General features: G+C 72.4%; 12 protein-coding genes and 1 riboswitch. Of the genes, 8 read left to right on the top strand and 4 right to left on the bottom strand.

The window, feature by feature from the left end:
* Genes cbiE through K377_RS10435 form a run of 4 tightly spaced genes read left to right on the top strand, consistent with a single transcriptional unit; the run spans position 1 to position 2861 of the window.
* Complete coding sequence (cbiE, locus tag K377_RS10450; protein WP_111662943.1) at positions 1-1245, top strand: precorrin-6y C5,15-methyltransferase (decarboxylating) subunit CbiE; 1245 nt, start codon at positions 1-3, stop codon at positions 1243-1245.
* The gene (gene cobM / locus K377_RS10445; RefSeq protein ID WP_111662942.1) at positions 1242-1991 is read left to right on the top strand and encodes a precorrin-4 C(11)-methyltransferase; all 750 of its coding nucleotides are present in this window, start codon (positions 1242-1244) and stop codon (positions 1989-1991) included. The genes cbiE and cobM overlap by 4 nt, the downstream gene beginning before the upstream one ends.
* Positions 1992-2041: 50 nt before the next feature.
* On the top strand, positions 2042-2260 hold the full coding sequence (locus K377_RS10440) for a hypothetical protein (RefSeq protein ID WP_111662941.1): 219 nt from the start codon (positions 2042-2044) through the stop codon (positions 2258-2260).
* Between the two features lie 22 nt (positions 2261-2282).
* On the top strand, positions 2283-2861 hold the full coding sequence (locus tag K377_RS10435) for a YdeI family protein (protein WP_111662940.1): 579 nt from the start codon (positions 2283-2285) through the stop codon (positions 2859-2861).
* An 18-nt stretch (positions 2862-2879) separates the two neighbouring features.
* Here K377_RS10435 and K377_RS10430 read toward each other — a convergent pair whose 3' ends face one another.
* On the bottom strand, positions 2880-3650 hold the full coding sequence (locus K377_RS10430; protein WP_111662939.1) for a calcium-binding protein: 771 nt from the start codon (positions 3648-3650) through the stop codon (positions 2880-2882).
* Positions 3651-3796: 146 nt separating this feature from the next.
* On the opposite strand from K377_RS10430, the gene K377_RS10425 reads away from it, so the two are divergent.
* Positions 3797-4531 carry a cobalt-precorrin-6A reductase gene (locus K377_RS10425; protein ID WP_237551467.1) on the top strand — a complete coding sequence of 245 codons (735 nt, stop codon included), beginning with the start codon at positions 3797-3799 and terminating at the stop codon, positions 4529-4531.
* On the opposite strand, the gene K377_RS10420 is transcribed toward K377_RS10425, so the two are convergent.
* Genes K377_RS10420 through K377_RS10410 form a run of 3 tightly spaced genes read right to left on the bottom strand, consistent with a single transcriptional unit; the run spans position 4513 to position 7999 of the window.
* Entirely contained in the window at positions 4513-6006 is a 1494-nt protein-coding gene (locus K377_RS10420) for a precorrin-2 C(20)-methyltransferase (RefSeq protein WP_111662938.1), read from the bottom strand. The genes K377_RS10425 and K377_RS10420 overlap by 19 nt on opposite strands.
* A complete protein-coding gene (locus tag K377_RS10415) occupies positions 6003-6659 on the bottom strand; it encodes a precorrin-8X methylmutase (RefSeq protein WP_111662937.1) in 657 nt (218 codons plus the stop codon). Before K377_RS10415 ends, K377_RS10420 begins: the two co-directional genes overlap by 4 nt.
* 14 nt (positions 6660-6673) lie before the next feature.
* Entirely contained in the window at positions 6674-7999 is a 1326-nt protein-coding gene (locus tag K377_RS10410; RefSeq protein ID WP_237551466.1) for a cobalamin biosynthesis protein CobG, read from the bottom strand.
* 107 nt (positions 8000-8106) lie between these two features.
* Positions 8107-8182: riboswitch (cobalamin riboswitch) on the top strand.
* Between the two features lie 55 nt (positions 8183-8237).
* Here K377_RS10410 and cobN point away from each other — a divergent pair.
* The 3 genes from cobN (at position 8238) to K377_RS10395 (ending at position 14578) form a co-directional block, all read left to right on the top strand.
* A complete protein-coding gene (gene cobN / locus K377_RS10405) occupies positions 8238-11915 on the top strand; it encodes a cobaltochelatase subunit CobN (RefSeq protein ID WP_111662935.1) in 3678 nt (1225 codons plus the stop codon).
* Positions 11916-12158: 243 nt separating this feature from the next.
* Positions 12159-14141: a WD40 repeat domain-containing protein gene (locus tag K377_RS10400; RefSeq protein ID WP_111662934.1), complete on the top strand. Its 1983-nt coding sequence runs from the start codon at positions 12159-12161 to the stop codon at positions 14139-14141.
* Positions 14142-14212: 71 nt separating this feature from the next.
* Positions 14213-14578, top strand: coding sequence for a Uma2 family endonuclease (locus tag K377_RS10395; RefSeq protein WP_237551465.1), 366 nt, complete (start codon positions 14213-14215; stop codon positions 14576-14578).
* Positions 14579-14590: the final 12 nt, after the last annotated feature.

The following is a 14590-nucleotide window of genomic DNA, read 5'->3' as shown; positions in this document are numbered from 1 at the left end:
GTGACTCCCGCGCATCCGACACCCGTGACGGTCGTGGGGATCGGCGCCGACGGCTGGCCGGGACTGCCGGCCGTCTCCCGGGCCGCGCTCGCCGACGCCGAGGTGATCATCGGCGGCCCGCGCCAGCTCGGCCTGCTCCCCGCCGACGCCTGCCCCGGTGAGCGCGTCGCCTGGCCGTCCCCGCTGCGGCCCGCCGTCCCCGGGCTCCTGGAGCGCCACCGGGGCTCCCGGCTCGCGGTCCTGGCCAGCGGCGACCCCATGTTCTACGGCATCGGCCGCACCCTCACCGAGATCGCCGGCGCCGACGCCTTCCGGGTCCTGCCGCACCCGTCCTCCGTCTCCTACGCGTGCGCCCGCGTCGGCTGGCCGCTGGAGGGCACCGAGACGGTGTCGCTGGTGGGCCGCCCGGCCGACCGGCTCGCCGCCGTCCTGCACCACGGGCGCCGGGTGCTCGTCCTGTCGGCGGGCGCGGACACCCCGGCGACGGTCGCCGCGCTGCTGACCGACCGGGGCTTCGGCCCGAGCCGGATGACGGTCCTGGAACAGCTCGGCGCCGAGTCCGAGGCCGCGTACGACGGCGTGGCCGAGGACTGGACGCGTCCGCCCGGCGACGCCCTGAACGTCATCGCCGTCGACTGCGTCCGCGCTCCCGGCGCCCTCCGGCTCGGCGCGGTGCCGGGGCTGCCCGACGCCGCGTACGAGAACGACGGGCAGCTCACCAAGCGCCATGTCCGCGCCGCGACCCTGGCCGCGCTCGCGCCCGCCCCCGGCGAACTGCTCTGGGACGTGGGCGGCGGCTCAGGATCGATCGCCGTGGAGTGGCTGCGCACGCACCCGTCGTGCCGCGCGTACACCGTCGAACGCTCGCCGGAGCGCGCCGAACGGATCACCCGCAACGCCGCCCGGCTCGGCGTCCCCGGCCTGCACGTCGTGACGGGCGCGGCCCCGGACGCGCTCGCCGGACTCCCGCGCCCCGACGCCGTGTTCATCGGCGGCGGACTCACCGCGCCGGGCCTGCTCGACGCCTGCTGGGAGGCGCTCGGCGACGGTGGGCGGCTCGTCGCGAACACGGTGACGCTGGAGTCGGAGGCGCTGCTCGCCGACCGGTACCGGCGCCACGGCGGCGACCTCACCCGGCTCTCCGTCGCGCACGCCGTGCCGGTCGGCGGTTTCACGGGCTGGCGTCAGGCGATGCCGGTCACCCAATGGTCAGCAACGAAGACAGCGGAGGCTGGTCCCTCATGACGGTCCACTTCATCGGAGCGGGCCCCGGCGCCGCCGACCTGATCACCCTGCGCGGCGCCCGCACCCTGGCCGCCTGCCAGGTATGCCTGTACGCGGGTTCGCTGGTCCCGGACGAACTCCTCGCGGAGTGCCCGCCGGACGCGAAGCTCATCGACACCGCCGACCTCGATCTCGACGCCATCGAGCGGGAGTTCGTGGCGGCCCACGAGGCCGGCCTCGACGTGGCCCGCCTGCACTCCGGCGACCCGTCGGTCTTCTCGGCGGTGGCGGAACAGATGCGCCGCCTGGACGCGCACGGCATCCCGTACGAGGTCGTCCCCGGTGTCCCCGCCTTCGCGGCGGCCGCGGCGGCCCTGAAGCGGGAACTGACCGTGCCCACGGTCGGCCAGACCGTCATCCTGACCCGCATCGCCCAGCAGGCCACCCCCATGCCGCCCGGCGAGGACCTGGCGACGCTGGGCGCGTCCGGCGCCCTCCTCGTCCTGCACCTCGGCGCCCGCTACGTCGACCGCATCGTCGCCGAACTCCTCCCGCACTACGGCGCCGACTGCCCCGCCGCGATCGTCGCCTACGCCAGCCGCGACAACGAACTCGTCCTGCGCGGCACCCTCGGCGACATCGCGGACCAGCTCACGTCCTCCGGCGTCCGGCGCACGGCGGTCATCCTGGTGGGCCGCACGCTCGGCGCCTCCCAGTTCCGCGACAGCCACCTGTACTCGACGGAGCGGGACCGGCACACCTGCTGACCCTGGAAAACCCGTACCGCCCCCACCCGCCGTGGCCCTACCATCCGGCCATGCCCCGCCCCTTCGGCTTCACCTACGACGAACACCCCGACGGCTCCGTGACGCTCACCCATCAGGGCCGCGCCGCCGGCACGCTGCGCGGCGCACGGGCCGAGAAGTTCCTCGCGGAGGTCGAGGCGGGGGACGCCCAGCTTGTGATGGCCCGCTGGACCGGCGCGTACAAGCACGGCAACGAACGCACGGCACGCAACCACCCGCGCAATCGCTGACGCCGCGGGCTAGGTTGCCCGCATGGACGAGTTCGACGGGGTGGAGGTCCGCGCGTTCCCGGACGCGGCGGCCTTCGAGGAGTGGCTGGCCGGGCACCACACGCGGCGCGAGGGCGTGTGGGTGAAGGTGGCCAAGAAGGCGTCGGGGATCGCCTCGGTCACGGACGACGAGCTGGTCGACATCGGCCTGTGCTGGGGCTGGATCTCCGGACAGCGGCGCGGCCTCGACGACCGCCACTACCTCCAGAAGTACGTGCCGCGCCGGGCCCGGAGCCTGTGGTCCCGGGTCAACGTCGAGAAGGTCGCCGCCCTGGCCGCCGCCGGCCGGATGCGGGAGCCCGGACTCGCCGAGGTGCGCCGGGCCCAGGAGGACGGCCGCTGGGACCGCGCCTACGCGTCCCAGTCGGCGGCCACCGTCCCCGACGACCTCACGGCGGCGCTCGACGCGAACCCGGCGGCCCGCACGGCTTTCGACGCCCTCGACCGGACCGCCCGCTACCTGGTCCTGCTGCCCCTGCTCCAGGCGACACAGGAGAACCGGCGGGCGCGCCTGGAGCGGGCGGTAAGAGCTCTGGAGGAGACGACCCACCGCAAACCCTGAACTCCCCTCCTCGCACCCCTACTTGAGAGCGACGCTGTCCCCGCCCGCGGTGACCGCCATCGTCGTCCCCGTACCGGCGAACACCCACCGCCAGGTACCGGACGACGTGGCCTTCATGGTCGTCTTCAGCTTGCCCTTGCTGTCGGTGGTCACCGTCTTCACCGTGGAGTACGACGAGCTGCCGGACTTCTTGAACTGGAGGGCGACGCGCTGCGCGGTGTACCCGGCGTAGACGTTCGTGTCCCAGTTCGCGCGGGTCAGCGCCCCGGTCACGGTCAGGGTGTGCCCCTTGGCCACGGGCTCGGGACCGGCCTGGGTGACGGCCAGCTCGGCGTACCGCTTGACCTTGACCGACTTGCTGCTGTTGAGCGCGTAGAAGTCCTGGTCCATGGCCGCGGCCTCGGCGTCGAGGTGCCAGGTCCCGGCCCGCCCGTTGGTCAGGTCGGCGTAGTCGTCGGAGTCGTTCGCGTCGAACACGTACTTCCAGGTGCACTTCATCGTGGTCGACGAGGGCCGCGAGCACGACGCGTCATCGGGAAACGCGATGTGCTTGTCCGGGCCGACCAGCTTGCCGCCCCAGATGCCACTGATCCCGGAGTCGTCCTTGGCGGTGGCGACGACGGTCACCGACTGCGCCTTGCTGACGCCGACGTTCACGGTGGACCTGCTGAACGTCACGGACGTGAACCGGGTGTCCCCCTTGTGACTGTCCGCCTGCGCGGCGGGCGCGAGCAGCGCGACCAGGGTCAGGGTGCCGCAGGCGGCGGTGGCGGCCGTTCGGATGCGCATGGTTCTCCCAGCGAGGATGAGCCGGATCTTGGTCCGGGCGGGGAGAAGACATTCGGCGGGCCCGGTTGGTTGTACGGGCGTCGGGGCGAATGACCCGGTGTGCTTGAGTGGACGAGCCCCCGTCCCCCTCGCTCATGGAGCCCCCGTTGACGCACGTACTCATCCTCGGTGGGACGACCGAGGCGCGGGAGCTGGCCGAGGTGCTGGACGGGCGGGTGCGGGTCACCAGTTCGCTGGCCGGGCGGGTTGCCGCGCCTCGGCTGCCCGTGGGGGAAGTGCGGGTCGGGGGGTTCGGTGGGGTCGAGGGGATGGTGGAGTGGGTGCGGGGGCACGGGGTGGATGCCGTCGTCGATGCCACCCATCCGTTCGCCGAGCGGATCAGTTTCAACGCCGCTCGGGCCGCCGGTGTCGCCCGGGTGCCGTTGCTCGCGTTGCGGCGGCCCGGGTGGGTCGCAGGAGAGGGCGACGACTGGCGGGAGGTCGGGTCGTCGGGGGAGGCCGCCGAGGTCGTCGGGAGGTTCCGGCGGGTGTTCCTGACCACCGGGCGGCAAGAACTCGCCGCGTTCGCGCACGTCGGCGGGGTGCACTTTCTCGTGCGGGCCGTGGACGCGCCCGAGCCGCCGTTTCCGGACGACATGGACGTGCTGCTCCAGCGCGGGCCGTTCACGCTGGAGGGCGAGCGGGAGCTCATCGCCCGGCATCGCATCGATGCCCTCGTGACCAAGGACAGCGGGGGCGCCGCCACCGCGCCCAAGCTCGTCGCCGCCCGTGAGGCCGGGATTCCGGTCGTCGTCGTGCGGCGGCCCCCCGTGCCGGAGGGGGTGGAGGCGGCGGCCACCGTGGTGGAGGCCGCCGCCTGGGTTCAGCGGGTCTCCGGGTAGCGGCGCGGGGTCCAGGCGATCGTCGTGCCGGTGCCGCGGGTCGCCGCCTGCGTCTGCGACGAGCCGATGATCAGCAACGTACGCATGTCGACGACCGCCGGGTCCAGGTCCGTCAGCCGCACCACGCGCACCGACTCCTCCGGGCCGCCCACGTCACGGGCCACCACGACGGGGGTGTCCGGCGCCCGGTGTTCCAGGAACAGTTCGCGGGCCTTCGCCACCTGCCACGTACGGCTCTTCGAACCGGGGTTGTACAGCGCCACCACCAGATCGGCGGCGGCCGCCGCGTGCAGCCGTTCCGCGATCACCTCCCACGGCTTCAGCCGGTCGGAGAGGGAGATCGTGGCGTAGTCGTGGCCGAGCGGGGCGCCCGCCTTCGCCGCCGCCGCGTTGGCCGCCGTCACACCCGGCAGAACGCGTACGGGAATGTCCGCGTACCGCTCCTCGCAGGCCACTTCGAGCACCGCCGTCGCCATCGCGAAGACGCCCGGGTCACCGCCCGACACGACGGCCACCCGGCGCCCGCGCCGCGCGAGATCGAGCGCGAACTCGGCGCGCTCCGACTCCACCTTGTTGTCCGAACCGTGCCGCCGCTGCCACGGCCGGGCCGGGACCCGGTCCAGGTACGTGGTGTAGCCGACCAGGTCGTCGCAGTTGGCGAGCGCGCCGCGCGACTCCGGGGTCAGCCAGGGCGCGCCCGCCGGGCCGGTGCCGACGACCACGACCTCGCCGTGCTCCGGTGCCTCGGCCGGTTCCGTCTCGACGCGCGACGGCAGCACCGCCACCGAGAAGTACGGGACCGTCTCCGGGTCGATCTCGGCGAGCCGGCCGGTGCGCTCGCCCGCCATGAACGCCCGTTCCACATAATGCGCGTCGTCGAGCCGGCCCGAACTCTCCAGCGCCGTACGGACCTTGGTGAACGTACGGCCCAGCTTCATGACGACCGCCGAGTCCGCCGCCGCGAGCCGCGCCGTCAGCTCGTCCTCGTCCAGCGTGCCCGGGATGACGGTCAGCGTCTCCTTGTCCTCGCAGAGCGGCTCGCCGAGCCGGGCCGCGGCCGCGCTGATCGAGGTCACACCGGGGATGACGGTGGTGTCGTAGCGGTCCGCGAGACGCTTGTGCATGTGCTGGTACGAGCCGTAGAAGAACGGGTCGCCCTCCGCCAGGACCGCGACCGTGCGGCCCGCGTCCAGGTGCGCGGCGAGCGTGGCCGCGGCCTCGGCGTAGAAGTCGTCGAGCGCGCCGCGGTAGCCGCCCGGGTGGTCCGTCGTCTCCACGGTGAGCGGGTACATCAGCCGCTCCTCGATCTGGCCCTCGCGCAGGTACGGCGCGGCGATCGAACGGGCGATGGAGCGGCCGTGCCGAGCGCAGTGGTACGCGATGACGTCGGCCTCGGAGATCGCCTTCACGGCGGCGACCGTCAGCAGGTTCGGGTCGCCGGGGCCGAGCCCGACCCCGTACAGCTTGCCGCTCATGCCCGGTCCTCCAGGATCTCCGCCTCGGTGGCTATCGCGTTCAGGGCCGCCGCCGTGATCGCGCTGCCGCCGCGGCGGCCCCGCACGATCAGGTACTCCAGGCCCAGGCCGGACGCGGCGAGGGCGTCCTTCGACTCGGCCGCGCCGACGAAGCCGACCGGGATGCCGAGGATCGCCGCCGGACGCGGGGCGCCCTTCGCGATCATCTCCAGGAGGTGGAAGAGGGCGGTCGGGGCGTTGCCGATGGCGACGACGGAGCCTTCGAGGCGGTCCCGCCAGAGTTCGAGCGCCGCCGCGCTGCGGGTGGTGCCCAACTCGGCTGCGAGGGACGGCACTTCGGGTTCGTTGAGGGTGCAGACCACGTCGTTGTCGGCGGGGAGCCGCTTGCGCGTGACGCCGCTCGCGACCATCCGCGCGTCGCACAGGATCGGCGCACCGGCGCGCAGCGCGGCGCGGGCCTTCGCCACGACGCCGGGCGAGTGGGCGATGTCCGGTACGAGATCCACCTGGCCGCAGGCGTGGATCATGCGGACCGCGACCTGGGCGACGTCGGCGGGCAGCGCGGCCAGGCCGGCCGCGGCCTCGGCGCGGATGGTGGCGAAGGACTCGCGGTAGATCGCCGCGCCGTCCTTCTCGTAGTCGTACAGGGACATGGGGTTCGGCTCTCTCAACGGGGGTGTGGGGCGGTGCGGGTGGTCGTGTCGTAGGCGCCGTCCGGGCGGGCCGTGATGTCGATGTACGTCGTCCCTGCCGGGTGGCCGCAGCGGCGTTCGCAGCCGGACCAGTAGGTGGGCAGGGTGGGGTGGGCCTCCGGCAGGTGGGTGCGGGCGTCTTCGCGTACGTCCGTGTGGGACTTGGCGCAGCCCGGGCTGCCTATGCAGGCGCCTACGCGGGTCCAGGGGGTTGTGTCCGGGGGGTCGTTCTCGGTGGCGCCGGGGATGACGATGCGGCGCCAGGGGGTGAGGCGGAGTTCTTGGGCGGGTGTTAGGGCGGCCCGGGCTGTCAGTTCGGCCCACTGGGTGGGGGTTGCCGTGCCGAAGGGGAGGGCGATGCCGCTTGTCGTCGGGTGCACGCCGGCGGGGGCTGGTCGCGCAGTTCCCCGCGCCCCTGGGGTGTTCGTCGTGTGCGGGCCGGTGGGGGCTGGTCGCGCAGTTCCCCGCGCCCCTGGGTTGTTCGTCGTGTGCGGGCCGGTGGCCGCTTCTCGCGCAGTTCCTCGCGCCCCTGCGGGGCGCTCCTTTTCGGGGGCATCGGCAAAATCAGCCCCTCCGGCGATTGAGGAGCGGGGTCCGGGGCGGAGCCCCGGGGCGGTACGCTCGATTCGGGCGCGCAACTCCGATGCGGACAAGCCGAGTTCGGCCACCCGCCACACCCGGCGGCCGGATATCTCCCGTGCCGCCGCCACGAACACCTCCGCCGCGATCACAGCAGCCCGCGCAGCATCCCCGTACGGCAGCAAAAACTCCGCGCCCCCGACCGACAGCAGCCCGTCACCCCCGGGCAGCCCGCGCAGCAGCACGTCCTGGCCGAGAGTGGCAACGTCCCCGCGCCCGTCGTCCAGGGCGAAAAGGAAACGGCCGGACAGTTCGGGTGTGACGGAACTCGCGATCAGCGCCGCGTCGAGCCCGCGCAGCCACCCGCGTACGTCGACGTGCCCGACCCCGTCGAGCCCCGACATCGGCGAGGCCACCACATTGCGGACGCGCTCGTGCGCGGGCGACGGCAACAGCCCGGCCGCACCGAGCGCGTCCGCCAACTCCCCGCCGCACCCGTCCCGCAGCCCGCGCAGCTGAACGTTCCCGCGCGACGTGAGGTGGAGGTTCCCGTCCCCGAGCCGCCCCGCGAGAGCGCCCAGCGCCCGCGCCTGCGCCACCGTCAGCACCCCGCCGGGAATCCGCACCCGGGCGAGGAAACCGTCGTCCGCCGCATGCAGCCGCAGCGCGCCCGGGCAGGCGTCGCCCCGGGCGGGATCAGCGGATATGTGAGTGGGGGACATGCCGGGGAGCATACCCATGGGCCTGTGACGGGCATCCCGTACCGGGGTGCGCACCGGCCCCGTACGATGGCGGCACAGACCACACATCGCCAGCGACGGCGACAGGGGAGGAAGCCGGTGCGAATCCGGCGCGGTCCCGCCACTGTGAGTCCCGTGCCCAGGCGCGGGACGAGCCAGGAACTCCTGCCGTCCAACGACCACCCGGGGCGCGGACACCCCGAGGAAGGCCAGCCGACGCATGCCCCAGCAGCTGCTGCTCCTGTCGACCTCCGACACCGACCTGCTCAGCGCCCGCGCGGCGAACAGCGCAGATGACGCGCCGGTCGAGTACCGCTTCGCGAACCCCTCCCGGATCAGCGTCGAGCACGATCTCGACGCACTCCTCGACGGCGCCGGCCTGGTCGTCGTACGGCTCCTGGGCGGGGTCCGCGCCTGGCAGGACGGCATCGACCGGCTGACCGCCGCCGGGGTGCCGCTGGTCGTCCTCACCGGTGAACAGGCCCCGGACGCCCAGCTGATGGCGGCCTCCACGGTGCCCGTCGGCATCGCGGCCGAGGCCCACAAGTACCTGGCGCACGGCGGCCCGGCGAACCTGACGCAGCTGGCCCGCTTCCTCTCCGACACCGTGCTGCTCACCGGCCACGGCTTCGAGCCGCCGCAGCCCGCGCCCGCCTGGGGCCCGCTGGAGCGCCCGGCGTCCGAGACCGCCGGCCCCACGGTCGCCGTGCTCTACTACCGCGCCCACCACATGAGCGGCAACACCGCCTTCGTGCACACCCTGTGCGACGCGATCGAGGCGTCCGGCGCCCGCCCGCTGCCGCTCTACGTGGCATCGCTGCGCACGCCCGAGCCCGAGCTGATCGAGGCGCTGACCGGCGCCGACGCCATCGTCACCACGGTCCTCGCGGCCGGCGGCACCCGCCCCGCCGAGGCGAGCGCCGGCGGCGACGACGAGGCGTGGGACGCGGGCGCGCTGACCGGGCTCGACGTGCCGATCCTGCAAGCCCTGTGCCTGACCTCGTCGCGCGCGGACTGGGAGGCCAACGACGAGGGCGTCTCCCCGCTCGACGCGGCGACCCAGATCGCGGTGCCGGAGTTCGACGGCCGCCTGATCACCGTCCCGTTCTCCTTCAAGGAGATCGACGAGGACGGGCTGCCCGCCTACATCGGCGACCCCGAGCGCGCCGCCCGCGTCGCCGGGATCGCCGTACGGCACGCCCGCCTGCGGCACATCCCCGCCGGTGACAAGAAGCTGGCGCTCGTCCTGTCCGCGTACCCGACCAAGCACTCCCGGATCGGCAACGCGGTCGGTCTGGACACCCCCGCCTCCGCGATCGTGCTGCTCAAGCGCCTCCTCGACGAGGGCTACGACTTCGGGGACCCGGCCGCGATACCGGGCCTCGCCTCCGGTGACGGCGACGAGCTGATCCGCGCGCTGATCGACGCGGGCGGCCACGACCAGGAGTGGCTGACCGAGGAACAGCTCGCCAAGAACCCGGTCCGCATCCCGGCCGCCGACTACAAGCGCTGGTACGCGACGCTGCCGCAGGAGCTGCGGGACGGCGTCGAGCGGCACTGGGGACCGCCGCCCGGCGAGATGTTCCTCGACCGCAGCCGCAACCCCGAGGGCGACATCGTGCTCGCGGCCCTGCGCCGCGGCAATCTGCTCATCCTCATCCAGCCGCCGCGCGGCTTCGGCGAGAACCCGATCGCGATCTACCACGACCCCGATCTCCCGCCGTCCCACCACTACTTGGCGGCCTACCGCTGGATCGCCGCCTCCGCCGACGACGGCGGCTTCGGCGCCGACGCGATGATCCACCTCGGCAAGCACGGCAACCTGGAGTGGCTGCCGGGCAAGAACGCGGGCCTGTCCGCCGCCTGCGCGCCCGACGCCGCGCTCGGGGACCTGCCGCTGGTGTACCCGTTCCTCGTGAACGACCCCGGCGAGGGCACCCAGGCCAAGCGCCGCGTCCACGCCACGCTCATCGACCACCTCGTGCCGCCCATGGCGCGCGCCGACTCCTACGGCGACATCGCGCGCCTGGAGCAACTGCTCGACGAGTACGCGCAGATCAGCTCGATGGACCCGGCGAAGCTGCCCGCGATCCGGGCGCAGATCTGGACGCTGATCCAGGCCGCCAAGCTCGACCACGACCTGGGACTCGAAGCCCGGCCGGACGACGACGGGTTCGACGACTTCCTGCTGCACGTCGACGGCTGGCTCTGCGAGGTCAAGGACGCGCAGATCCGCGACGGGCTGCACGTCCTCGGGCAGGCGCCGGGCGGTGCCGACCGGGTCAATCTGGTGCTCGCCATTCTGCGGGCGCGGCAGATCTGGGGCGGGAGTTCGGCGCTTCCCGGGCTGCGTGAGGCGCTGGGGCTCGATGAGTCGAAGGCGACCCGTGCCGATGCCGATGCCGCCGAGTCGACGGCCCGCGCTCTTGTCGAGGCCATGGAGGATGCTTCCTGGGAGCCGGAGGCGGTTTCCGCGGCGATCGAGCTCGTGTCACGGGGCTCCGCCCCGGACCCCGCTCCTCAATCGCCGGAGGGGCTTGTTTCGGATGCGGTCGCTGACATCCTCGCCTTCGCCGCCCGCGAAGTCGTCCCCCGTCTCGACGCCACCACCGCCGAACTCGACCACTCGGTCAGGGCGTTGGAGGGCCGCTTCGTTCCCGCCGGGCCCTCCGGGTCGCCCCTGCGCGGACTGGTCAACGTCCTCCCGACCGGGCGGAACTTCTACTCCGTCGACCCCAAGGCCGTCCCCTCCCGGCTCGCCTGGGAGACCGGGCAGGCCCTCGCCGAGTCGCTGGTGGACCGCTACCGGCAGGACAACGACGGGCAGTACCCGACCTCCGTCGGCCTCTCCCTCTGGGGCACGAGTGCGATGCGCACCGCCGGCGACGACATCGCCGAGGCGTTCGCGCTGCTCGGCATCCGCCCGGTCTGGGACGACGCCTCGCGCCGCGTCACGGGCCTGGAGGCGATCCCGTACGAGGAACTGGGCCGCCCCCGCATCGACGTGACCCTGCGCATCTCGGGCTTCTTCCGCGACGCGTTCCCGCACACCATCGGGCTGCTCGACGACGCGGTGCGGCTCGCCGCGTCCCTGGAGGAGCCGGACGAGCACAACCACGTCCGCGCCCACACCCGGGCCGACCTCGCCGAGCACGGCGACGAACGCCGCGCCACCACCCGCATCTTCGGCTCCCGGCCCGGCACGTACGGCGCGGGCCTGCTCCAGCTCATCGACTCCAAGGACTGGCGCACCGACGCCGACCTCGCCGAGGTGTACACGGTGTGGGGCGGCTACGCGTACGGCCGCGGCCTCGACGGGAAGGCGGCCCGGGGCGAGATGGAGACCGCGTACAAGCGCATCGCGGTCGCCGCCAAGAACACGGACACCCGCGAGCACGACATCGCCGACTCCGACGACTACTTCCAGTACCACGGCGGCATGGTCGCCACCGTGCGCGCGCTGCGCGGCACCGCGCCCGAGGCGTACATCGGCGACTCGACGCGCCCCGAGACGGTCAAGACCCGCACGCTCGTCGAGGAGACCTCGCGCGTCTTCCGGGCCCGCGTCGTGAACCCCAAGTGGATCGAGGCGATGCGCCGCCACGGCTACAAGGGCGCCTTCGAACTCGCCGCCACCGTGGACTACTTGTTCGGCTACGACGCCACGACCGGCGTCATCGCCGACTGGATGTACGACAAGCTCACGGAGACGTACGTCCTCGACGAGACGAACCGCCAGTTCCTCTCCGAGGCCAACCCGTGGGCGCTGCACGGCATCGCCGAGCGGCTCCTCGAAGCCGAGTCGCGCGGCATGTGGGAGAAGCCCGACCCGCAGGTCCTCGAAGCGCTGCGCCAGGTGTACCTGGAGACCGAGGGCGACCTGGAGTCCGACGAGTGACCGACAGGCCGTAAAGGTTGGCCGTAAAGGTTGTACGGGGCCCGCGCGAAAGATGTCACAGCCGTCGCGCGGCGAAACTCCCTACCCGCGGGCCCCATGGGTGACTTACGATGCTGCCGTCTTCGAGCCCGCGTTGACCAGTGGCTTCTCCGGTGGGGGGTTCCTCCGGCGCCCGGACGTCCGTGAGCTCTCGCAGCAGTACCGGCCGCTCTTCCGCCGGTTCACCCAGGGGGTTCCACACTCGTGCGCAGACGCGCTCTCTCCACCGCGACCGCTCTCGCGGTCCTCGCCGGTTCGGCCGCGCTCAGCGTGGCCGTGTCCGGCACCGCCGTCGCCGACTCGGCGAAGTCGCTGGGCGTCAGGACCGTCGCCGACATCGCCGTCGACGGCGTCCACAAGCGGGTCTATCTCTCGGCCCCGCAGGACAACGCGATCGTCGTCACCGACTACTCCGGTACCGAGGTCCAGCGCATCACCGGCCTCGACGGCGTGCAGGGCCTCGCCCTGTCCGCCGACTCCGGGCGGCTGTACGCGGCCGTGCAGAACACGGACAAGATCGCCGCGATCGACACGGCCGACACCACCAAGGTCACCTCCTACGACCTGGGCGGCGCCGACGCCCCGGAGGATCTCGCGGTGGCCGGCTCCACCGTGTGGTTCAGCTACGGCGCGGCCGCCGAGGGCTCCATCGGCTCCCTCGACCCGACGCAGGAGACCCCCGCGGTCTCCCTCGGCCAGTCCGGGCAGTCCTTCTACGGCGCCCCGGTGCTCGCCGTGTCCGCGGACGGCAGCGAGCTGGCGGCGGCCGAGAAGGACACCAGCGGCGGCTCCGTCGCGATCTACGACCTGAACGGCACGGCCGCCACCCAGCGCGTCGTCAAGGGCCTCGACGGTTCGTTCTACGACCAGCTCGCGTTCTCGCCCGACGGCAGCCAGCTGGTCACGGCCAGCGGCGCCCCGTACGAGCACCCGGCGTACTCGACGACCGACCTCAGCAAGGTGCACACCTACCCGTCCGGGGACTACGGCGCGGGCGTCGCCATCTCGCCCTCCGGCACGGTCGCCGCGGGCACCAGCTCCTGGTACGGCGACGACCTGCACATCTACCGGCAGGGCGGCACCGAGGCGATCCGCACCTACGAGTTCGGCAACACCTCCACCTCCAGCGGCGGCGACACCCTGATCGACGGCGTCATGTCGTGGTCCCCGGACGGCTCCACCCTGTTCGCGGTCTCCGACAACTCCGAGGGCAACATCCGGTTCCACTCCTACACGGACCCGAACCGCACCACCCCGACCCTGACGGTGAACGCCCCGTCGACGGCGACCCGCGCCAAGGCCCTGACGGTCAGCGGCAAGATCAGCTCGGCGGTCCCGTTCAGCACCCCCGCCAAGCTGACGGTCACCAAGACGGACCTCGACAACCCGAACGGCAAGGTCCTCACGACCGTCACCGCGAAGGCCGACGGCACGTACTCCTTCGGCGACACCCCGGCCGTCGGCGGCAAGGTCACCTACAAGGTCGCCTACGCCGGCGACGCCGACCACGCCGCGGTCACCAAGTCGGACTCGGTCGAGGTCTCCCGCAGCAGCACCTCGCTGACCCTGAACAAGAACAAGAACGTCTACGAGTACGGCTCCGACGTCACGTTCACCGCGCACCTCGGCACCACGTACAAGAACCGCACGGTGGCGATCTACGCCAACCCGTACGGCAGCGACAAGCCGAACAAGCTGGTGAAGTCCGGTAAGGTCAACTCCAGCGGCAACCTCTCCGTCACCCTGGACCTCACCCGCGACGTCACCCTCTCCGCGGTCTTCACGGGCGACGCCCGCTACAAGCCGAAGACGGTCACCAACACCGTCTACACGCGGGCCCGCTCCTCGGTCACGCTCTCCAACTACTACAAGAGCGGCACCATCGGCTCGCACAAGTACTACTACTTCCACAAGAACTCGACGGTCTACGAGACGACGTCGATGAACTACTACAAGGGCCGCAAGTTCCGCCTGGACCTCCAGATCTACGGCAACGGCTCCTGGCACTCCGCCGACAGCGAGTACATCAAGCTCGGCACCTCCGGCAAGACGAAGGTGAACATGGGCGCGGTCGGCGCCGCGGGCTACAAGTTCCGGCTGCGCGCGGTGTACGTCAACGGCTCGTCCGGCGACAACGTGAACACGGGCAAGTACAGCTCCTGGAAGTACCTGTACTCGACGAACTGAGTGCGCTGAGTGATCCACCCTTTCGGGCTCAGGCCGCCTTGCGGCCTGAGCCCGATGCCATGATGTCGGACATGGCAGAACCACTGCTCGAAGACGCCTTCTCCCGGCTCAGCGCGGCCGCCCCCGACGGGTGGCGCGTGGAGTTGATCGAAGGGGAGATCCACGTGACGCCTCCGGCGAACGGCGAGCACGAAGAGTACGTGTCCGAGGCGGCGGACCAGATCACGACCAGAAGGCAGGACCAGTCCCTGCGCAACTACACGGGCATCGGCCTGAACGTCCCCGGCGCCTCCCAGACCGGCCACGTGATCCCCGACCTCGTCGTCGCCCCCAAGGGGACCTTCGACAACAAGGAGGAGTGGCACGACCCGGCACCCGTCCTGATGGTCCCGCTCCCGGCCCCCCTCGGCTTCGACCTGGACACCGCCGAGTTCTGAGGCGGGTGCCTC

The sequence above is a fragment of the Streptomyces sp. PsTaAH-137 genome, assembly GCF_003259365.1.
GTDB lineage: Bacteria > Actinomycetota > Actinomycetes > Streptomycetales > Streptomycetaceae > Streptomyces.
Note: the sequence above shows the minus strand (reverse complement) of the source record. Positions and strands in the feature narration are given on the sequence as shown.